This window comes from Streptomyces sp. SYP-A7185 (assembly GCF_046103685.1).
GTDB lineage: Bacteria > Actinomycetota > Actinomycetes > Streptomycetales > Streptomycetaceae > Streptomyces.
The window spans coordinates 8,799,633-8,820,355 of record NZ_CP122310.1 but is presented as its reverse complement, the minus strand read 5'-3'; the positions used below and the strand labels follow the sequence as shown (position 1 = coordinate 8,820,355).

General features: G+C 72.6%; 18 protein-coding genes. 11 read left to right on the top strand and 7 right to left on the bottom strand.

The features are described 5' to 3' along the window. Positions 1–5 precede the first annotated feature (5 nt). Positions 6–815: an IclR family transcriptional regulator gene (locus QBL25_RS38725; RefSeq protein ID WP_409061634.1), complete on the bottom strand. Its 810-nt coding sequence runs from the start codon at positions 813–815 to the stop codon at positions 6–8. 104 nt (positions 816–919) lie between these two features. Here QBL25_RS38725 and QBL25_RS38720 point away from each other — a divergent pair, with 104 nt between their 5' ends. The 3 genes from QBL25_RS38720 to QBL25_RS38710 all read left to right on the top strand — a co-directional run bounded on the left by QBL25_RS38720 (position 920) and on the right by QBL25_RS38710 (position 4,723). Then, positions 920–1,885, top strand: coding sequence for a 5-dehydro-4-deoxyglucarate dehydratase (locus QBL25_RS38720; RefSeq protein ID WP_409061633.1), 966 nt, complete (start codon positions 920–922; stop codon positions 1,883–1,885). A gap of 44 nt (positions 1,886–1,929) precedes the next feature. Continuing rightward, positions 1,930–3,267 carry a gluconate:H+ symporter gene (locus QBL25_RS38715; RefSeq protein ID WP_409061632.1) on the top strand — a complete coding sequence of 446 codons (1,338 nt, stop codon included), beginning with the start codon at positions 1,930–1,932 and terminating at the stop codon, positions 3,265–3,267. A gap of 124 nt (positions 3,268–3,391) precedes the next feature. After that, positions 3,392–4,723, top strand: coding sequence for an enolase C-terminal domain-like protein (locus tag QBL25_RS38710; protein ID WP_409061631.1), 1,332 nt, complete (start codon positions 3,392–3,394; stop codon positions 4,721–4,723). 5 nt (positions 4,724–4,728) lie between these two features. Here the strand turns inward: QBL25_RS38710 and QBL25_RS38705 are convergent, their stop codons facing one another. After that, positions 4,729–5,640: a TetR/AcrR family transcriptional regulator C-terminal domain-containing protein gene (locus QBL25_RS38705; protein ID WP_409061630.1), complete on the bottom strand. Its 912-nt coding sequence runs from the start codon at positions 5,638–5,640 to the stop codon at positions 4,729–4,731. Between the two features lie 114 nt (positions 5,641–5,754). Here QBL25_RS38705 and QBL25_RS38700 point away from each other — a divergent pair, with 114 nt between their 5' ends. The 3 genes from QBL25_RS38700 to QBL25_RS38690 all read left to right on the top strand — a co-directional run bounded on the left by QBL25_RS38700 (position 5,755) and on the right by QBL25_RS38690 (position 10,120). Next, positions 5,755–7,347: an MFS transporter gene (locus tag QBL25_RS38700; RefSeq protein WP_409061629.1), complete on the top strand. Its 1,593-nt coding sequence runs from the start codon at positions 5,755–5,757 to the stop codon at positions 7,345–7,347. Between the two features lie 149 nt (positions 7,348–7,496). Beyond that, entirely contained in the window at positions 7,497–8,330 is an 834-nt protein-coding gene (locus QBL25_RS38695; protein ID WP_409061628.1) for an aldo/keto reductase, read from the top strand. A 383-nt stretch (positions 8,331–8,713) separates the two neighbouring features. After that, complete coding sequence (locus QBL25_RS38690) at positions 8,714–10,120, top strand: NADP-dependent succinic semialdehyde dehydrogenase (RefSeq protein ID WP_409061627.1); 1,407 nt, start codon at positions 8,714–8,716, stop codon at positions 10,118–10,120. Positions 10,121–10,374: 254 nt separating this feature from the next. Here the strand turns inward: QBL25_RS38690 and QBL25_RS38685 are convergent, their stop codons facing one another. The 3 genes from QBL25_RS38685 to QBL25_RS38675 all read right to left on the bottom strand — a co-directional run bounded on the left by QBL25_RS38685 (position 10,375) and on the right by QBL25_RS38675 (position 12,945). Next, entirely contained in the window at positions 10,375–10,797 is a 423-nt protein-coding gene (locus QBL25_RS38685; RefSeq protein ID WP_409061626.1) for a hypothetical protein, read from the bottom strand. A gap of 185 nt (positions 10,798–10,982) precedes the next feature. Next, a complete protein-coding gene (locus QBL25_RS38680) occupies positions 10,983–11,948 on the bottom strand; it encodes an LLM class F420-dependent oxidoreductase (protein ID WP_409061625.1) in 966 nt (321 codons plus the stop codon). Between the two features lie 91 nt (positions 11,949–12,039). After that, positions 12,040–12,945, bottom strand: a complete 906-nt coding sequence (locus tag QBL25_RS38675) for a glycoside hydrolase family 16 protein (protein ID WP_409061624.1) — start codon at positions 12,943–12,945, stop codon at positions 12,040–12,042. A gap of 235 nt (positions 12,946–13,180) precedes the next feature. Here QBL25_RS38675 and QBL25_RS38670 point away from each other — a divergent pair, with 235 nt between their 5' ends. The 4 genes from QBL25_RS38670 to QBL25_RS38655 all read left to right on the top strand — a co-directional run bounded on the left by QBL25_RS38670 (position 13,181) and on the right by QBL25_RS38655 (position 17,842). Next, the gene (locus QBL25_RS38670) at positions 13,181–13,996 is read left to right on the top strand and encodes an SAM-dependent methyltransferase (RefSeq protein WP_409061623.1); all 816 of its coding nucleotides are present in this window, start codon (positions 13,181–13,183) and stop codon (positions 13,994–13,996) included. 183 nt (positions 13,997–14,179) lie between these two features. Next, positions 14,180–14,713, top strand: a complete 534-nt coding sequence (locus QBL25_RS38665; protein ID WP_409061622.1) for a 2Fe-2S iron-sulfur cluster-binding protein — start codon at positions 14,180–14,182, stop codon at positions 14,711–14,713. After that, a complete protein-coding gene (locus QBL25_RS38660; protein ID WP_409061621.1) occupies positions 14,710–15,705 on the top strand; it encodes an FAD binding domain-containing protein in 996 nt (331 codons plus the stop codon). The genes QBL25_RS38665 and QBL25_RS38660 overlap by 4 nt, the downstream gene beginning before the upstream one ends. A 40-nt stretch (positions 15,706–15,745) precedes the next feature. After that, entirely contained in the window at positions 15,746–17,842 is a 2,097-nt protein-coding gene (locus QBL25_RS38655; protein WP_409061620.1) for a xanthine dehydrogenase family protein molybdopterin-binding subunit, read from the top strand. A 52-nt stretch (positions 17,843–17,894) separates the two neighbouring features. Here the strand turns inward: QBL25_RS38655 and QBL25_RS38650 are convergent, their stop codons facing one another. Together QBL25_RS38650 and QBL25_RS38645 are read right to left on the bottom strand one after the other, a co-directional pair. After that, entirely contained in the window at positions 17,895–18,917 is a 1,023-nt protein-coding gene (locus tag QBL25_RS38650) for a PHP domain-containing protein (protein ID WP_409061619.1), read from the bottom strand. A 101-nt stretch (positions 18,918–19,018) separates the two neighbouring features. Then, positions 19,019–19,201 carry a hypothetical protein gene (locus QBL25_RS38645; protein WP_409061618.1) on the bottom strand — a complete coding sequence of 61 codons (183 nt, stop codon included), beginning with the start codon at positions 19,199–19,201 and terminating at the stop codon, positions 19,019–19,021. A gap of 250 nt (positions 19,202–19,451) precedes the next feature. On the opposite strand from QBL25_RS38645, the gene QBL25_RS38640 reads away from it, so the two are divergent. Continuing rightward, positions 19,452–20,672, top strand: coding sequence for a PP2C family protein-serine/threonine phosphatase (locus QBL25_RS38640; protein WP_409061617.1), 1,221 nt, complete (start codon positions 19,452–19,454; stop codon positions 20,670–20,672). The last annotated feature ends 51 nt before the right edge of the window (positions 20,673–20,723 follow it).

The window sequence follows — 20,723 nt, the reverse complement described above, 5'->3', positions numbered from 1 at the left end:
GCCGGTCAGCGCCAGTCGGGTGCGCCCGCGACGGGCGCCCGCTGACTTTCGATCTTCGTCTGGATCTCCCGCATGACGGCCACGACGCGGTCTTGGTGCGCGTCGGTGAGGCGGGCCACGGGGACCGAGCAGCTGATGGCGTCGACGGCTGGCGCGTCGTACCGCAGGGCGAAGCCGAAGCCCGCGATGCCGGTCACCGTCTCCTCGCGGTCGATGGCGTAGCCACGCTCGCGCACCCGCTCCAGGTCGGCGAGCAGGGCGGCCCGGTCGGTGTGCGTGCCTTCCGTGAAGGCGGGCAGCGCCCCCTCGGCCAGGGGCAGTTCACCGTCCGGGCGTTCCGCGAGGAGCGCCTTGCCCAGGGCCCCGGCGTGGGCGGGGACCCGGCGGCCGACCCGGCTGATGGTGCGCAGGTACTCGTGCGACTCGCGGGTGGCGAGGTAGACGACGTGGGGGCCGTCGAGCCGGGCCAGGTGGATCGTCTCGCCCAGGGCGTCCGAGGCCTCGTCCAGATAGGGGCGGATGGCACGCACCCGCGGGTCGCCGTCCAGGTAGCTCGTGCCGGTCAGCAGCGTGCGGATCCCGATGCCGTAGAGGGATCCGGTGGTGTCCGTGCGCACCCAACCGCAGTCGACCAGGGTCCGCAGCAGTTGGTACATGCTGCTGCGCGGCACGGCCAACTCCTCGGCGAGCTCGTCGAGACGGGCCGGCCGGTCGGCGCGCTCGGCGAGCAGCTCAAGAAGTGCGACGGTACGCAGCGCCGACTTCACCCCGCGGACACCCGCGCCCATGCCGGGGTCCGTTCCGCTGTCCGCCATGCGCCCATCGTAGATCCGCGGTGCCCGCCCATTGACCCCGATCGTTCATGACTCTAGCCTCCATTCTCATACGTGGACGCCATCTGCATATAGAGATGAGATGCATGAACGAGCTCCGTACGTGCACGGATCCCCAGGACGTCGCCCGGCGGCTGCGCGAGGGCATGGCACGCGGCGTGCTGTCCTTCCCGCTCACGAGCATGCGCGGCGACGGCAGCCTCGACGCGGAGGCCTACCGGACCTACCTGACCGCCCAGTTGGCGACGGAGCCGGGCGCCGTCTTCCCCGCCTGCGGGACCGGCGAGTTCTTCTCGCTCGACGAGGAGGAGTACCGCACGGTCATCAGGATCACCGTCGAGGTCGCCGCCGGGCGGCTGCCGGTGGTGGCCGGCACCGGATACGGGTGGGCCCAGTCCCTGCGGTTCGCCCGCATCGCGCACCAGGAGGGCGCCGACGCCCTGCTCGTGATGCCCCATTACCTGGTCGAGGCCTCGCAGGACGGCCTGGTGGAACAGGTGCGCCGCATCGCCGCAGGCACCAGGCTGCCCCTCATCGCCTACCAGCGCGGCCAGGTGGCCTTCACCGCCGACGCCCTGCGCCGGATCGCCGCCCTCCCCTCCGTCATCGGCCTCAAGGACGGACACAGCGACCTCGACCGGCTCCAGCGCCTGACCCTCGCCGCCCCCGAGGACTTCCTCTTCTTCAACGGCGCCTCCACCGCGGAGATCCAGGCCCGCGCCTACGCCACCGTCGGCGTCCCCGCCTACTCCTCCGCCGTCCACGCCTTCGCACCCGAGATCGCCGGAGCCTTTTTCACCGCGCTGCGCCGACAGGACGACGCGGCGGTGGACCGGCTGCTGCGGGAGTTCTACGTCCCGCTGGTCGAGCTGCGCGACCGGGCTGCGGGCTACGCCGTCTCGCTCGTCAAGGCCGCCGCCCGGCTGCGCGGCCTGCCCGTCGGTCCGGTCCGCGCGCCCCTCACCGATCCCGGCCCGGACGACCTCGCCGACCTGGAGGAGGTCCTGGATACCGGTCTCGCCCTGGTCTCGGCCGCCCGCCACCGGGCCTGAACGCACGACGCACGCCTTGCTCACCAGTTCAAAGGGGAACTGAAATGCCGCTCGTCGTAGTCGGGATCAGCGTCTTGATCCTGCTGTTCCTCATGACCCGCCTGAAACTGAACGGCTTCGCCGCGCTCCTCTTCGTGGCCGTCGGGGTCGCACTGGTGCAGGGGATACCGGTGGCCACCATCCCCGACGTCCTCTCGGAGGGCATCGGCGGCCAGATCGGCGACACGATGCTCGTCATCGGGCTCGGCGCCATGGTCGGCCGGGTCATGGGGGACTCCGGGGCCGCCCAGCGCATAGCGAACACGATGCTGGACGCGTTCGGACCGCGCTGGGTGCAGGTCGCCATGGTGGTCACGTCCATGCTCATCGGCGTCACCATGTTCTACGAAGTCGCCTTCATCATCATCGTGCCCATCGCCTTCACCCTCGTCCGCGTCACCGGGGCCAGGCTGCTGTGGATCGGGCTGCCGATGTCCATCACGCTCTCCACGATGCACAGCTTCCTGCCGCCGCATCCCGGCCCCACCGCCGTGGCCGCCACGTTCCACGCCTCCGTCGGCCTGACGCTGGTCTACGGCCTGTTCATCGCCGTACCCGCCGGCGCGCTGATCGCTCTGGTGTGGCCGCGGCTGCCGTTCATCCGGGCGATGAACCCCTCCATCCCCAAGGGCCTGGTGAGCGAGCGCGAGTTCACCGACGAGGAGATGCCGGGCCTCGGCTGGTCACTGACCGTGGCCCTCTTCCCCGTCGTCCTGATCGCCGGCGCCTCGGTCACCGAGATGGCCACGTCCGCCGAGAGCCCCCTCCTGCACACCGTCACCTTCATCGGCTCGGCGCCCATCGCCCTGCTCCTGACCCTCTCCCTGGCGATCTGGGCGTTCGGGCCGCGCATCGGCCGCAGCCTGTCCGACGTCAGCGCCTCGTGCACGTCGGCGGCCCAGGCCATGGCGATGATCCTGCTGGTGATCGGAGCGGGCGGCGCCTTCAAGAACGTCCTCGTCGAAGGGGGCATCTCCGATCACATCAAGGACACCACCGACGGCTGGTCCGTCTCACCGATCATCCTGGCCTGGCTCATCGCGGTGATCCTCCGCATCGCCCTCGGCTCCGCCACGGTCGCCGTCGTCACCGCGTCCGGCGTCGTCCTGCCGCTCCTCGCGGGCAGCGGCGTCCACCCCGAGATCCTCGTGCTCGCCGTCTCCTGCGGCTCGATCGCCTTCTCGCACGTCAACGACCCCGGATTCTGGCTGTTCAAGGAGTACTTCAATCTGTCGGTCATCGAGGCGATCAAGGTCCGCACCACCTATACGACGGTGCTCGCGATCCTCGGCCTCGGCGGCGTGCTCGCGGTGGAGTGGGCCCTGGACGTCCTCAGCCTCTGACGCACCTGACACCTCTGACACATCTGACACCTCTCAGGCCTCCGGCCTTCCGGCCCCCGCTCCCTCTGTCCCCACTCCCCCTGTCCCCGGTCCTCCCCTTCTCCCACCCGAGGAATCTCTGATCATGAACAGGCAGCCGACCGTCACCGCGTTCAGCGTCTACCCGGTCGCCGGCCGGGACTGCATGGAACTCAACCTCTCCGGCGCCCACGGCCCCTACTTCACCCGCAACGTCGTGGTCCTGACCGACTCCGAGGGCCGCACCGGCCTGGGCGAGGTACCGGGCGGCGAAAAGATCACCCAGACCCTGCGCGACGCCGAGCCCCTCGTCGTCGGCGCCCGCCTCGGCGACCACCAGCGCGTCCTGCGCCAGATCGGCGACCGCTTCGCCGACCGTGACGCCGGCGGGCGCGGCACCCAGACCTTCGACCAGCGCACCGCCGTCCACGCCGTCACCGCCGTGGAATCCGCGCTGCTCGACCTCCTGGGCCAGCACCTGGAGGTGCCCGTCGCGGCGCTGCTCGGCGACGGACAGCAGCGCGACTCCGTCCGCGTCCTCGGCTACCTCTTCTACGTCGGCGACCCTGACCGCACCGATCTCGGCTACGTCCGCGAACCCGACTCCCCCGTCGACTGGCACCGCATCCGGCACGAGCAGGCCCTCACCCCCGAGGCGATCGTCCGGCAGGCCGAAGCCGCCCACGACCGCTACGGATTCCGGGACTTCAAGCTCAAGGGCGGCGTCCTGGCCGGGGCCGAGGAGGTCGCGGCCGTACGCGCCCTGAAGGACCGCTTCCCCCAGGCCCGCATCACCCTCGACCCCAACGGCGCCTGGTCGCTGCGCGAGGCGATCGAGCTGTGCGCCCCGCTGACCGACACGCTCGCCTACGCCGAGGACCCCTGCGGCGCCGAGGGCGGCTACTCGGGCCGCGAGGTCCTGGCCGAGTTCCGCCGCGCCACGGGGCTCGCGACCGCCACCAACATGGTCGCCACCGACTGGCGGCAGCTGACCCACGCCCTGGCCCTGCAGTCGGTGTCCATACCCCTGGCCGACCCGCACTTCTGGACCATGCAGGGCTCCGTCCGCGTGGCGCAGCTGTGCAACGCGATGGGGCTGACCTGGGGATGCCACTCCAACAACCACTTCGACATCTCCCTGGCCATGGTCACCCACTGCGGGGCCGCGGCACCCGGCGCGTACAACGCCCTGGACACGCACTGGATCTGGCAGGAGGGCCTGGAGCGCCTCACCACCACCCCGCCCCGCATCGTCGACGGGGAGATCGCCGTGCCGGACGCCCCCGGCCTGGGCGTCGAACTCGACATGGACCGCCTGCTGGCCGCCCACGAGCTCTACCGGCACAAGGCCCTGGGCGCCCGCGACGACGCCACCGGCATGCGCTACCTCATCCCCGACTGGCAGTTCGACGACAAACGCCCCTGCCTGGTGCGCTGAAGGGCCTACGCTCCCCCGGGCCGCGCGACGAGGGCCTCGACCCCGTCCAGGAACCGTTCGAGACCGAACTCGAAGAGCGTGCCCAGCTCCAGATCGAACTCCTCGTCACCGAAGAGCGCGGCGAGGACCGGGTAGGCCCCGTTGGTCTGGATGGCGTCCATCCGTGCCTCGTTGGACGCCATCCACTCCTCGGGACTCATGCCGGTGTCCTGACGGGCCCGGGACTCCAGCTCCATGGCCAGCGTGACGCCCTGGGCGTACCCCAGGAGCGCGAGGTGGACATGGATCATCTGGTACGGCGTGAGTCCCACCCCGTTCAGGGCGCCGAGGACCCGCTCCGTGTACCGCATGGCGTGCGGCGAGGCCATCGGCCGGGTGAGTCCGGCCATGGCCCGCCCCAGCCAGGGATGCCGCTCGTACAGCCCCCACAGCCACCGCACCTCCTGGGTCAGTCGCGCACGCCAGCCGTGCGCCCGGGGGCCCGGCGGTTCCTCGCTGAACACCGCTTCCGACATCAGCCGTACGAGCTCGCCCTTGCTCGGCACATGCCGGTACAGGGCCATGGTGGAGGCCCCGAACTCCGCCGCGACCCGGCGCATGGACAGCGCGGCCAGACCTTCCGCGTCGGCGAACGCGATCGCGGTGCGGATGACGCGCTCGCGGGTCAGGCCCTGGCCGGGAGCCGCGCGCCGCTCCCGCACCGGCTCCGCCACGACCGTGCCGACGCCGGGCACGGCACGCACCAGACCCTCCTGGTTCAGTACGGCCAGCGCCTTGGTGGCGGTCGCCATCGCGACACCCCACTCCTGGGTGATGCGCCGGGTGGAGGGGACACGGTCGCCCGGAGCGAGGTCGCCGGAGTCGATCCGCCGACGGATGTCGCGGGCGATGCGGAGATAGGGCGGATCGGCAGCCATGACCGCACTGTACTAGTGCACCAGAACCCTCATCACCGGCCCGATGGCTTGCATTTCGGATGGTGCACTAGGTCGTTGTTTGCGACGTACGCGCCGACCGGATTCCGTGGCGGCATGAACCACACACCCGGCCCCCGTGCGGGCCGCAAGGAATGGACCGCACTCGGCGTCCTGATGCTGCCGCTGCTGCTGGTCTCGATGGACGTCTCGATCCTCTATTTCGCGATCCCCTACATCAGCCAGGACCTGGGGCCCAGCGCCACACAGCAGCTGTGGATCCTGGACATGTACGGCTTCGTGCTCGCCGGCCTGCTCATCACCATGGGCGCGCTCGGCGACCGGATCGGCCGGCGCGCGCTGATCCTGGCGGGCGCCGCGCTCTTCGGCGCGGCCTCGGTCGCCGCCGCGTACGCGCACTCGGCCGATCTGCTCATCGCCGCCCGGGCGTTGCTGGGGCTGGGCGGTGCCGCCCTGATGCCGTCGACGCTCGCCCTGATCCGCAACCTTTTCCGCGACGCGAAGCAACGCGGCAAAGCGATCACCGTGTGGACGGCCGTCATGACCACCGGCATCTCCCTGGGGCCCGTGCTCAGCGGCCTGCTCCTCGAACACTTCTGGTGGGGTTCGGTCTTCCTGGTCAACCTGCCCGCGATGGTGCTGCTGCTCGTCCTGGTCCCGTTCCTGGTCCCGGAGTTCACCTCACCGCAGCAGGGCCGCTTCGACCTGCTGAGCGCGGCGCTCTCCCTCGCCGCGCTGCTCCCGGTCATCTACGGCATCAAGGAGACGGCCCAGCACGGCTACCAGCCGCTGCCCGCCCTCGGCATCAGCTCCGGGCTGGTGCTCGGCCTCGTCTTCGTACGCCGTCAACGGCGTCTGCCGCACCCGATGATCGACCTCGGCCTGGTGGGCCGCCGCGCGTTCGGCGGCCCGCTGGCGGCCAATCTGCTCGCCATGTTCGCCACGGTGGGCATGGCCGTCTTCCTCACGCAGTACCTCCAGTCCGTGCTCGTCATGAGCCCGTTCGAGGCCGCCCTGTGGAGCATGGTGCCGGCCGCGGGCATGGCCGTCATGGCCCCGGCCGCGGCGGTGTGCGCGCAGCGCGTCGACCGTGCCTACGTCATGGGCGGCGGGTTCCTCGTCGCCGCCTGCGGGTTCCTCTGGCTGACGCAGGTGCACGTCGGCACGGCCCTGTGGGTCACGCTGGCCGCCGCGTCGGTCTACGCGGGGGGTCTGGTCGCCGCGATGACGCTCGCCAACGAACTGGCCCTGGGCGCCGCCCCGCCGGAGCGCGCGGGCTCGGCCGCGGCCGTCCTGGAGTCGGGCCAGGAACTGGGCGGGGCCCTGGGCATGGCGATCCTCGGCTCCATCGGTGCGGCGGTCTACAGCCGTGACATGGCCGACGCCGTGCCGGCCGGCGTCCCGCGGGCCGACGCGGTGCGCGAGACCCTGGGCGGGGCGACGAGCGCGGCCGCGCACCTTCCGGCCACCACGGCCGACACCCTGCTGACCGCCGCGCGGGACGCCTTCACCCACGGCCTGGGCTACGCGGCCGTCGGCGCGGCCACGGTGATGACCGCCGCGGGCCTGCTCACCCTCACCCTGCTGCGCGGCACGCGGCCTCTCGAACCCGGTGATGACGTCGACTGTGCGAAGGCACGAGAGCGTGGTGATGTTCTTGGCGTGACCGCGCGGCATGGCCGCGGATGATTCCGGGCACCTGCGCTGTCGTGCGCGACGGGCACACGTGAAGGCAGTATCGACACGGCGAGACCCGCGGGCACAGCAGGGAAGAGCAGCAAGAAGAGCGCGAAGAGCGCGAACGGCAAGCACAGCAGGAATCGAGAAGGGATCCCCCGATGGCAGCGGCCAAGACCGTGACGTTCCCCTCCGGCGTGAGCGTGCCCGCCCTGGGCCAGGGCACCTGGCGCATGGGCGACGACCCCGCGCGCCGCGCCGAGGAGCTGGCCGCGCTGCGCAGGGGCCTCGACCTGGGCATGACGCTGATCGACACGGCCGAGATGTACGGGAGCGGCGCATCGGAGGAGCTGGTGGGCGAGGCGATCCGCGGGCGGCGTGAGGAGGTGTTCCTGGTGAGCAAGGTGCTGCCGTCGAACGCCGACGCCCGGGGCACGGTCGACGCCTGCCACGCGAGCCTGCGCCGCCTGGGCACCGACCGGATCGACCTGTACCTGCTGCACTGGCGGGGCGGGGTGCCGCTCGCCGAGACCGTCGAGGCCCTCGAAGGACTGGTGAGCCGCGGCAGCATCGGCGCCTGGGGGGTGAGCAATCTCGACGTCGACGACCTGGCGGACCTCCCCCAGGGCGCGCTGCCGCAGACGGACCAGGTGCTCTACAACCTCACGCGCCGCGGCCCCGAGTTCGACCTGTTCCCCTGGGCCCGCGCACGCTCGATGCCTCTGATGGCCTACTCGCCGCTGGAGCAGGGGCGCCTCCTGGGCCGGCAGGCCCTGGAGGCGGTGGCGTCGGCGCACGGGAGCACGCCGCTTCAGGTGGCGCTGGCCTGGGTGCTGCGGCACGACGACGTCATCGCCATCCCCAAGGCCTCCTCCGCGGCGCACGTGGAGGAGAACCACGGCGCCCTGGAACTGCGCCTCACCGACGAGGACCTCAAGGCGCTGGACGCGGCGTTCCCCGCGCCGGTCCGCAAGGAGCCGCTGGAGATCCTCTGAGCGGAGCACGGCCTCCGGAAGGTCCTCGGCCCGCGGATGTGTGCGCCGGGCAGGTCCGGGCACCCGCCAGGTCCGTCAGGTCCTGCGCATGCTCCCCCGAGCGTGTCGCTCTAGGGTGAATCCCGGGGCCGCCCACGCCCGCGAGCCGCCGGCTCCGGGCCCGACCGGAGGCCGTACATGCTCCTCGCCGCGAGCGGAACCTTCGCCGACGCTCGCCGTCGGCGTGGCGGTCGGCGCCGTACCGCTCGCTTTCTTCCGGTTCGGTCGGCGGCAGGTCACCAGACGCCCCACCCACCGCAGGAGCCCCAGCCGCGCGCGAGTTCCCGGGAGGCGTCCCATGAGGGCGCTTCACACTCGCGCCACGCGTCCCGAGGAGGAACGGCATGCCCATCGCCACGGTCAATCCCGCCACCGGCGAGACGCTCGAAACCTTCGAGCCGCTGACGGACGCGGAGGTCGAGCGCCGTGTGGCGACGGCCCACACCGCGTTCGGCCAGTACCGCACCAGCACCTTCGCCGAGCGGGCCCGGCTCTTGAACCGGGCCGCCGACCTGCTGGAGGAGGACAACGCGTCCATCGCCCGGACCATGACCACCGAGATGGGCAAGCCCGTCAAGGCGGCCAGGGCCGAGGCGGCCAAGTGCGTCAAGGCCATGCGCTGGTACGCCGAGCGGGCCGAGGGACTGCTCGCCGACGAACATCCCGCGCAGGCCGACGTGGAGGACTCCGGCGCGAGCCGGGCGATCGTCCGCTACCGCCCGCTGGGCGTGGTGCTCGCCGTGATGCCGTGGAACTTCCCGCTGTGGCAGGTCGTCCGGTTCGCCGCGCCCGCGCTGATGGCCGGCAACGTCGGGCTGCTGAAGCACGCGTCGAACGTGCCGCAGACCGCCCTCTACCTCGAAGACCTCTTCCGCCGTGCCGGATTTCCCGAGGGCTGCTTCCAGACGCTCCTGATCGGCTCGGGCGCCGTCGAGGCCGTCCTGCGCGACGAGCGGGTGGCCGCGGCGACGCTGACCGGCAGCGAGCCCGCCGGCCGCTCGGTGGCGTCCACCGCGGGCGACGAGATCAAGAAGACCGTCCTGGAGCTGGGCGGCAGCGATCCCTACCTCGTGCTGCCGAGCGCCGACGTCGAGCGGGCCGCCGCGACGGCGGTGACCGCCCGGGTGCAGAACAACGGGCAGTCCTGCATCGCCGCCAAGCGCTTCATCGTGCACGCGGAGGTGTACGACGCCTTCCGCGACCGGTTCGTCGCGGGCATGCGGGAGTTGACCGTCGGTGACCCGGCGAGCGAGGAGACCGACGTGGGTCCGCTCTCCACCGAGCAGGGCCGCAGCGATCTGGAGGAGCTCGTCGAGGACGCGCTCGCCCGCGGCGCCACCGCGCTGTGCGGCGGACAGCGCCCCAAGGAGCAGGAGCGGGGCTGGTATTACGCCCCCACCGTGCTCGCCGACGTGACCGAGCAGATGCGCATCCACCGGGAGGAGGCGTTCGGCCCGGTGGCCACGCTCTACCGCGTGGCGGACCTGGACGAGGCGGTGTCGCTGGCCAACGACTCGCCGTTCGGGCTCAGCTCGAACGTGTGGACCCGCGACGACGGCGACATCGAGCGCTGCGTACGGGACCTCCAGGCGGGCGGCGTCTTCTTCAACGGCATGACGGCCTCGCACCCCGGGCTGCCCTTCGGCGGCATCAAGCGCTCGGGGTACGGACGCGAGCTCGCGGGCCACGGCATCCGTGAGTTCTGCAACGCCACGACGGTGTGGTTCGGCCCGTCGGACGCCGGCAGCTGAGCGGGCCGGTCAGGGCCGGCGCCGGTCCGCGCCGGCCCCGGTGCTGGTACTGGTCTCGCGCCGACAAGTCGGCGCGGCTCGTGTCCGGCCGGCGCGTGTGGTGGGCACGGGCGTCGGCGCGGACGCGGCCGTGAACCGGTCCGGCCCCGGTGCTCCCAGCGCCTGGACCTGGCGGCCGATGTGTTCGAAGACGCGCAGCATCGGCGACTGCCCCGGGGGCGCGGGAGAGCCGCGTGCCGACGCCGGGCAGGCGCTCAGTGGCCCGGAAGCGGCGGCTCGCCGTGTTCGGCGCCCGTCAGGCGCAGCTGGAGCTGCACCTCCTGGTCGCCGGAGACAGTGCCCTTGGTCGAGGCGACGAAGGCCGATTCGAGCGTGGCCCGCAGCCGGTCCACGGCCACCGGACCGCCTTGCAGGTCGGCGGTGACCGGGCCCGCGAGGAGTACGCCCGGGACGGGGCCCGTGCTCTTGGCGGCGATGAATTCCCCGGTCCAGACGGCCGGGCGGGACTGCTCCGTGCGGTGGGGCGCGTCCTCGCCGCGGTCGGAGGGGAAGTGGGTCCGCAGCACCCCGAAGACGGCGTCCGCGTCGGCCGCGGAGCACTCGCCGAGGACCACCTGCACCAGGTCCGGGGAGTCGGACCGCGCGGTGGGGGAAGCCGGGCCGGGTGTGTCGTTCACGCTGTGCTCCAGAGGGTTGGCGGGGCCTGATGTGTGATCACGGGTACCCGATGTGAGAGCGGGTAACGGGAAAGGCGGCCGGCATCCGGGACCGCCACGCCGCTCGCGCCACCCGGGGTGACGACGGACGGCGTGCCGATGTACCGACGTGTCGAACGCATGGGCGCGCTGACGCGCTGACGCGCTCAGAGTTCGCGCAGCGCGGGCAGCAGCTCCTTCTCCGCCCAGTCGATGAACGGACGCTGGTGGTCGCCGCCCACCTGGACGAGGGCGACTTCGGTGAAGCCCGCCTCGACGTAGGGGCGCACGGCGTCCACGAAGGCGTCGACGTCGTCGCCGCACGGGATCTGCTCCGCGATGTCCTGCCGCGTGACGTACTGGGTGGCGCCCGCGAAGCCCGAGGGTCCGGGCAGTTCGGAGTTGACGGGCCAGCCGCCGACCGACCAGCGGAACTGGTCGTGCGCGCGGGCGACGGCCGCGTCCTTGTCGGTGTCGTAGCAGACGGGCAGCTGCCCCACGCGCGGCTTGCCGCTGCCGCCGTGCCGGTCGAAGGACTCCAGCAGGTCGGCCTTGGGCTCGGTCGCGATGACCAGGTCGGCCAGGCGCCCGGCGAGCGCGCACGAGCGGCCGCCGGAAACCGCCACTCCAATGGGCGGCAGCTCGTCGGGCACATCCCACAGGCGGGCGTTGGCCACGTCGAAGTGGGTGCCCTGGTGGTTGACGTTGTCGCCGGTGAACAGCGCGCGGATGATCTCCACCGCCTCCTCCAGCATGTCGAGGCGGACCTGCGGGGAAGGCCAGCCCTCGCCGACCACGTGCTCGTTGAGGTTCTCGCCCGAGCCGAGGCCGAGCCGGAAGCGCCCCTCGGACAGCAGCTGCATCGTCGCGGCCTTCTGTGCCACCACGGCGGGGTGGTAGCGGACCGTCGGGCAGGTCACGTACGTCATGAGCGGGATCCGCGAGGTCGCCTGGGCCGCCGCGCCCAGCACGCTCCACGCGTAGGGAGCGTGCCCCTGCGAGTCGAGCCAGGGGAAGTAGTGGTCGGAGGTGACGGAGAAGTCGAACCCGGCCCGCTCCGCCGCGACCAGGTCGTCGACCAGGGCCCGGGGGCCCGCTTGCTCGGTCATCATGGTGTAGCCGATTTCAACCATATTGGTACGGTTTGCCGAACTGCTCCCGCTGAAACATCACGCTCAGCACTCACATGAGCCTGCTGCCCCCGCCCCGACGGCGTATGCGGCCCTACTTCCAGTCGTACGCGTACGCGGCGACCCAGGTGATCTCCATCTGCGCACTGCTGCCCGGCGCGGCCCCCGGGCCCTCCAGCGCGCTCTCGTTCTGCATCACCCAGGACAGCGGCCGGTCGGGCACACCCCGGGTGTCCTGTCCGGTCTCCCGTCCGTCCACGAAGAAGCGCACCCGGCCCGGGGTCCACTCGGTCGACACCGTGTGCCACTCGGTCCAGGCGTCGGCGCCTTCGAACGTGCCCTGTTCGCCGCCGCCGCACGGATGGTGGAAGGCGGTGAGGGAGCCGGACCAGTTGCCCTCGGGGTGGTCCATCTCGCAGCCGCCGCCGTAGTGCAGCCAGGCCGACTTGTAGCCGGGGGCCGGTTTGGTCACCTTGATGCGGGCGCTGTACTTGCCGTACTTCATCTGCATGACCGCACGCGGTACGACCGCGGCGGCGTGGACGGGGCCTCCGTCGGCGGGCCGCCACATCCGGATGCGCATCCGGCCGTCGCCGTTCTCCGCAGGGCCCACGCTCACGGTGTCCTCCGGGTGGTAGACACCGACGACGTCGCGATCCCGGTCGTTGGACGTGTCGCGCCAACCGGTCGGGTAGGCCCACCAGTTGTCGCGGTAGGAACCCGTGAGGCCGCCGCAGTACGCGGCCGACGTGTCGGCGTGATGATCGCAGTCGCTGAACGCGCCCAGCGGCACCCGGTCGCCGTTGAAGTCCTCGGCGACGACCTGCCAGAACGGCCCGCAGTCACCGCGCGGCAGCTCGCTTCCCACGCTGCCGCAGGCATCGGCGGACTTCGGCGCTCCCCCGGCACTCGGGACGGACAGCAGGGCGGCGACCAGGCCGGCGCCGAGTGCCGCGAACACGAGCGGCCTGCGCCGCCTCGCCGCCGCGTGTGATCCCATCGCGATGCCCTTCCTCCCGGCCGCACACGCCCCGCGGGACCCGGCGGACCCCTCGCGCGAAGGGGGTCATCCTCGCGGAGCCCACGGGCTGCCGCCATAGCCCCGACACCATGTCCCGCACGGCCTCGGACCCACGAACGCGCCGAGGACGTGAACTGGTGTACGCGTCCGGACCGTTGGGACATAGGTTGTGCGTTGAACGGTTCACGCCTCGGTGGAAAGACGGACGCTACCCATGACCGACCACGCCACGACGCCGGAATCCACGGCGCATCAGAAGATCGACACCTCGGTGCCGCACTCGGCCCGTATCTGGAACTACTGGCTGGGCGGGAAGGACAACTACCCCGTCGACGAGCAGGCGGGCGACGCCTACAGCGCCGTCTTCCCCGGCATCGTCACCGTCGCCCGCAGCAGCCGCGCCTTCCTGCGCCGCAACATCACCCATCTGGTCTCCGAGGCGGGCATCGGGCAGTTCCTCGACATCGGCACCGGTCTGCCGACCGTCGACAACACCCACGAGGTGGCCCAGCGCCTCGATCCGACGACCCGGATCGTGTACGTCGACCACGACCCGATGGTCCTCGCGCACGCCCGCGCCCTGCTCACCTCCACGGCCGAGGGCTCCACCGCGTACGTCGACGCCGATCTCACCGACCCCGACCGCATCCTGGCGGCAGCGGCCGACACGCTCGACCTCTCCCGGCCCACCGCCCTGATCCTCAGCAACATCCTGGGCCACGTCGCCGACTACGACCAGGCGCGCTCCATCGTCACCCGTCTGATGGAGGGCCTGCCCTCGGGCAGCTACCTCTCCGTCAACGACGGTTCGCGGGGCACCGACACCGCCTACGAGCAGGCCCAGGACGCCTACAACGAAACCGGCGCGGTCCCCTACTTCCTGCGGCCCGTCGACAAGATCGAAGCGTTCTTCGACGGCCTGGAACTCCTGGACCCCGGCGTCGTCTCGGTCCCCTTCTGGCGTCCCGAGCCCGGCTCCCCCACCCCGGAGCCCATCGGCGAACACGGTGGCCTGGCCCGCAAGCCGTGACCTGACCGTCCGCGCACGCCACGGCGGGGCAGCCGTCCCCCACCGGACGGCGGCCCCGCCCGGCCGCCTCGCCCGCCCAGAGCCCCTCGCCTGCACGCGCCCGGCATGCCGGAACGTGTGTCCTGACTCAGGCTGGATACGCGGTCACACCGCAGACCCGCTTCGACGAGGGAGCAGAGCGCCATGGGGACCGATGTGTTCCGCTCAACAGTGCCCCTGACGGTGAACGGCACGCCCTGCCGCCCCACCGTCGACCACCGCTCGACGCTGCTGGACGTCCTGCGCGAACAGCTGGGCCTCACCGGCGCCAAGAAGGGCTGCGACCACGGCCAGTGCGGTGCCTGCACCGTCCTGGTCGACGGTCGCCGCGCCAACAGCTGCCTGCTCCTCGCCGTCGCCCACGAGGGGTGCGAGATCACCACCGTCGAGGGACTGCACGCCGACGACGGCCAGGGCCTGCATCCCGTCCAGCGCGCGTTCCTGGAACGCGACGCCTTCCAGTGCGGCTACTGCACCCCGGGCCAGATCTGTTCGACCGTCGGCGCCCTGGCGGAAGCCGCGGCGGGCCACGCCTCGCACGTGACGGACCCGGACGCGAACACCGGAGCCCCCGTGGAGCTGACCCGCGACGAGATCCGCGAGCGGCTCAGCGGCAACCTGTGCCGCTGCGGCGCCTATCCGCACATCGTCGAGGCCGTCGAGGACGTGACCCGGTGAAACCCTTCCGCTACGTGCGCGCCTACAGCGTCGAAGAAGCGGCCGCCGCCCACGCGGGCCGCCCCGGCTCCCGCTATCTGGCCGGCGGCACCAACCTCGTCGACCTGATGAAGCTGGGCGTGGAACGCCCCGGCACGCTCATCGACGTCAGCCGGCTGCCCCTGGACACCGTGGAGGAACTGCCCGACGGGTCGGTCCGGGCCGGCGGCACCGTGCGCAACAGCGACCTGGCCGCCCACCCGCTGGTGCGCGACCGCTACCCCGTCCTCTCCCAGGCCCTGCTCGCCGGGGCCTCGGGACAGCTGCGCAACGTGGCCACGACCGGGGGCAACCTGCTCCAGCGCACCCGCTGCCCCTACTTCCAGGACCTGAGCAAGCCGTGCAACAAGCGTGAGCCCGGCACCGGCTGCGGCGCCCGCGACGGCGTCCACCGCGACCACGCGGTCCTGGGCCACTCCCCGCAGTGCATCGCCACCCACCCCTCCGACATGGCGGTCGCCCTCGCCGCGCTCGACGCCCAGGTGGAGCTGCACGGCGTACGGGGCCGGCGCACCCTGCCCGTCGCGGAGTTCCACCGGCTGCCCGGCGACCGTCCCGACCAGGACACCGAGATCACCCCCGGCGAGCTGATCACGGGCGTGCTGCTCCCGCCCGGGACGGCGGGAGTGCCCTCGGCCTACCGCAAGGCCCGCGACCGCGCCTCCTACGCCTTCGCGCTCGCCTCGGTGGCGGTCGTCCTGGACGTCGAGGACACCGTCGTACGCCAGGTGCGGATCGCGTTCGGCGGTCTGGCCCACCGGCCCTGGCGCGCTCGGCGCGCCGAGGAGGCGCTGGTGGGCCAGGCGCCCGGCGACGAGGCCTTCCTGCGGGCCCTGGACGCCGAGCTCGCGGCGGCCGAACCGCTGCGGGACAACGCGTTCAAGGTGCGCCTCGCCCGCAATCTCGCGCGGGACGTCCTCGGGCGCCTCGCGGCGGCACCGCCCGCGTCCTGACCCCTGCCCCCGCCTGTCCTCCGCTTCCAGGGAGAACCCCATGCCGGACACCGCCAGCGCCCTCGGGGCGCCCGCCGAGCGCAGGGAGGGCCCCCAGAAGGTGACGGGGGCCGCCCGCTACGCCGCCGAGCACACCCCCGAGGGATGCGCCTACGCCTGGCCGGTGCCCGCCACGGTGGCCCGCGGCACGGTCAGCGCCGTCGACGACACGGCGGCCCGGGAGCTGCCCGGTGTCGTCGAGGTCCTCACCCACCTGAACGCCCCGCGCCTGGAGAAGCCGGACGACGCGACCCTTGCCGTCCTGCAGGACGCGCGCGTGCCCCATCGGGGCTGGTACGTCGCCCTGGTCGTCGCCGACAGCCTGGAGGCGGCCCGTGAAGGCGCCGCGGCCCTCCGGGTCACCTACGCCGAAGAACCCCATGACGTCACCCTGAAGGCCGATCACCCCGCGGCCTACGTCCCGCAGGACGAGGACGGCTCCTCCGGCGAGCACGTGCGCGGCGACGCGGAGGGCGCGTTCGCCGCCGCGCCCTCCCGCGTCGACGTCGCCTACCGGGTGCCGCCGCTGCACAACCACCCCATGGAGCCGCACGCGGCCACCGCCCACTGGCACGACGGGCACCTGACCGCGTACGACAGCAGCCAGGGCGCCACCACCGTGCGCGATGTCCTCGCGGGACTGTTCGCCCTGTCCAAGGAGCAGGTCACCGTCGTCTCCGAACACGTCGGCGGCGGCTTCGGCTCCAAGGGCACCCCGCGTCCGCACGTGGTGCTGGCCGCCATGGCCGCCCGTGTGACCCAGCGGCCCGTCAAACTCGTCCTGCCCCGGCGCCAGTTGCCGGCCGTGGTCGGCCACCGCTCCCCGACCGTGCACCGGGTGCGCCTGGGGGCGGAGCGCGACGGCAGGCTGACGTCCGTGATCCACGAGGTGACCGCCCACACCTCGCACGTCAAGGAGTTCGTCGAGACGGCCACCGCCCCCACCCGCGTCATGTATCCCTCACCGCACGCCCGCACCACCCAGCGCGTGGTGCCGCTCGACGTGCCGAGCCCCTCCTGGATGCGCGCCCCGGGCGAGGCACCGGGCATGTACGCGCTGGAGTCGGCGATGGACGAACTCGCCGTGACGCTGGGCATCGACCCCGTCGAGCTCCGGCTGCGCAACGACACCCGGCACGAGCCCGACAGCTCCAAGCCCTTCAGCAGCCGCCACCTGGCCGAATGCCTGCGCGAGGGAGCCCGCCGCTTCGGCTGGTCCGAGCGCGACCCGCGCCCCCGCTCGCGCGCCGAGGGTCCCGTCCTGCTCGGCAGCGGCGTCGCCGCGGCCACCTATCCGGCGCTCGTCGCGCCGTCGCAGGCCGGCGCCCACGCCTACCCCGACGGCAGCTTCGTGGTCCGCGTCAACGCCACCGACATCGGCACGGGCGCCCGTACCGTGCTCGCCCAGGTCGCCGCCGACGCGCTGGGCGTCCCGCTGGACCGCGTACGCACCGACATCGGCAGCAGCGACCTTCCGTCCGCGCCGCTGGCGGGCGGCTCCTCCGGGACCGCCTCCTGGGGCTGGGCCGTCCACGAGGCCTGTACGCGTCTTGCCTCGCGCCTGGCGGGACAGCAGGGCCAGCAACTGCCCCCGGAGGGCGTCGGTGCCAACGCCGACACGGCGGGAAAGGCCGACGCGGACAGCGACCACGCCCGCCACTCCTTCGGCGCGCACTTCGCCGAGGTCGGCGTCGACACGGTGTCCGGCGAGGTCCGGGTGCGCCGGCTCCTGGGGGTCTACGCGGCCGGGCACATCCTCAACTCCCGTACGGCGCGTTCGCAGTTCATCGGGGCGATGACGATGGGCCTGGGGATGGCCCTGACCGAGGGCAGCACCATGGACGCGGCCTTCGGCGACTTCACGGAGGCCGACCTGGCCGCCTATCACGTACCGGCCCACGCCGACGTACCCGCCATCGAGGCGCACTGGATCGACGAGGACGACCCGCACCTCAACCCCATGGGCAGCAAGGGGATCGGGGAGATCGGCATCGTCGGAACGGCCGCGGCCATCGGCAACGCGGTGCACCACGCGACGGGCCTGCGGCTGCGCGAACTGCCCCTGACCCCCGACCGGGTCCTGGCGGCCGGCCTCTGACCCGGCGTGAGGAAGGCCTCCGCGGGCTTGCGGGGTCTCAGATCACGGCGTTTCAGGTCACGGCCCGCTTGTCCTTGGTCCACGCCAGCAGTTTCTCCGCCGTCCACGCCGTCACCACGCGCTCGTCGGGCACCCCGCACTCCTCGGCCCGCGCGCACCCGATCACCTGCCAGTCCAGCTGACCGGGGGCGTGCGCGTCGGTGTCCACGGAGAACAGCACTCCGGCGGCCACGGCCCGGCGCAGCAGCCGGCGCGGCGGGTCGAGCCGCTCCGGCCGGCTGTTGATCTCCACCGCGGTCCCCGCCGCCGCGCACGCGGCGAACACCTCGTCCGCGTCGAACTGCGACTCGGGCCTGCCGCGCCCGGTGACCAGGCGGCCGGTGCAGTGGCCGAGCACGTCGGCCCGCGGATCGCTGACGGCGGTCACCATGCGCCGGGTCATCGCGGCGGCGTCCATGCGCAGCTTGGAGTGCACGGAGACGACCACCACGTCGAGCCGGTCGAGCAGCTCGGGCTCCTGGTCCAGCGAGCCGTCGTCGAGGATGTCGCACTCGATGCCGGTGAGCAGCCGGAAGGGCGCCCAGCGCTCGTTCAGGTCGGCCACCACCGCGAGCTGCTCGCGCAGCCGCTCGGGTGACAGACCGCGCGCGATGGTCAGCCGCGGCGAGTGGTCGGTGAGCACGGCCCACTCATGGCCGAGCGCGCGGGCCGCGCGCCCCATCTCCTCGATGGAGCTGCCGCCGTCCGACCAGTCGGAGTGCAGATGGCAGTCGCCGCGCAGCAGCGCCCGCAGCCGGGTGCCGCCCTCGGCCAGCGGGGTCCGCGCCTCACCTTCGAGCCGCTCCAGGTACCCCGGCACGTCGCCGACCAGGGCCTCGCGGACCACCCCGGCGGTCTTGGGCCCGATGCCCTTGAGCGCCTCCAGGGATCCGTCGGCGACGCGTCGCGCGGCCTCGCCCTCGGCAAGACCGCCCACCACCTCGGCCGCGGTCCGAAAGGCCCGCACCCGGTAGGTGGGGGCACGGCCGCGCTCCAGCAGGAAGGCGATCCGCTCCAGCGCCTCGACGGGATCCATGCAGCACCTCCGGCCGTCGGTCCGCGACGGCGTACGCGTGCTTCCAGCGTCGCCCACAAAGGGCGGCGGGGCATGTGAGGGCCGGAGCCGGCGGGCGGCGCCTACGCGGCGGGTTCGGCGGACTGCGCCTCGGGCACGGCCGTGACCGGCCCCCGGAAGTCCAGCACGGCCTCGGCTCTCTGCTGGGTCTCCTCGGCGGCCTTGCGGGCTGTCGCGAGGACGTCGCCGTGCTCCTGGACGAGGGTTTCGTAGATCGGCGCCTCAGCGGCGTCATGGGCTGGCATGACCAGCGGCTCCTTGCTCGGGTGACGGTAATGGTTCAGAGGCCGCAGGCGGCCGGTCCGCGACCTTACGCTGCACGTGCGGGCCGCCGCGGACCGGGGTCGACCGGTGAGACGGCCCCTTCGGGAAGCCGCCGCGAGCCCGCGTGGGCCGGAAACACGCGGGTCTGCGGCGAACCCGCGCCCCGGCTGCCCGGAAGCCGGGCGGGATCCGGGGCCCGATGTGAGACTGCTCATGAGGCGGTGATCACAGATGCCGAGCCATCCCGAGCCCGGGACACAGGGTCCCCGGCAGCCCGACCCCGGAGAACAGCTGTTCGAGCAGCTGCTGGCTTCGGCACACACGGCGGCGCCCATGGAGCTTCCCGCCCTGACCCAGCACTTCGCCGACGCCGTCGGACTCGACCGCGTCGACGTGTACCTCGTGGATCTCCAGCAGCGGTACCTGGTGCCGCTGGACGAAGGGCCGCCCTCCCTGGGCGTGGACTCCTCCGTCGCCGGTTCGGCCTACCGGGCGCACGCACTGCGCGTGGAGGAACTGCCGCACGGCAGGATCGTCGCCTGGCTGCCGCTGATCGACGGCGCCGAGCGGCTCGGCGTGATCGGTGCCACGGCGTCGGTCATCGACGTCGCGCTGCTGCGCCGCTGCCGCATGCTGGCCTCCGTCCTGGCCATGACGATCACCTCGAAGCGGGCGTCGAGCGACAGCTTCGCCCGCCGGACGCGGTCCGAGCCGATGCAGCTGCCCGCCGAGATGCTCCGGGCCTTCCTGCCGCCCCGGACGATCGGCAACTCGCGGGTGGTCTCCACCGCCGTCCTGGAACCGGCGTACGAGATCGGCGGTGACGCCTTCGACCACTCGCTGACCCCCTCGACCCTGCACGTGGCGATCCTGGACGCCATGGGCCACAACCTCGCATCGGGTCTGACGACCGCCGTGGCCATGGCGGGCTGCCGCAACGCCCGCCGCGCCGAGGCCGAGCTGCCCGAGCTCGTCGAGACCGTCCAGCACGCGCTGGCCGGGTGGCTGCCCGAACAGTTCTGCACGGGGATCCTCGCCAAGCTCGACCTGGCCGACGGCGTGCTGCGCTGGTGCAACTGCGGCCATCCGCCGCCCCTCCTGATCCGGGACCACCGGGTGCTCGACCGCGCGCTGGAGCGGCCGGCCCAGCCGCCGATGGGGACCCCGGCCCTGCTGGCCGACGTGGTCTGGGAGGTCCACGAGGAGCGGCTCCAACCGGGTGACCGGGTGCTGATGTACACCGACGGCGTCACCGAGCTGCGGACCGGGGGCGGCTCGGAGTTCGGCCTCGAACGCTTCACGGACAGCATCATCCGGGCGACCGCCGCGGGTGAACCGGCGCCCGAGGCCCTGCGCCAGCTCATCCACTCCATCCTGGACCGGCAGGACAACCAACTGCGCGACGACGCGACGCTGTTGCTCCTCGAATGGCTGCCGCCCCGCACGCGGTGACCTGCCTCACCGGGCGCCGCTCCCCCTCCCCCGCATGCCGGAACGTGTGTT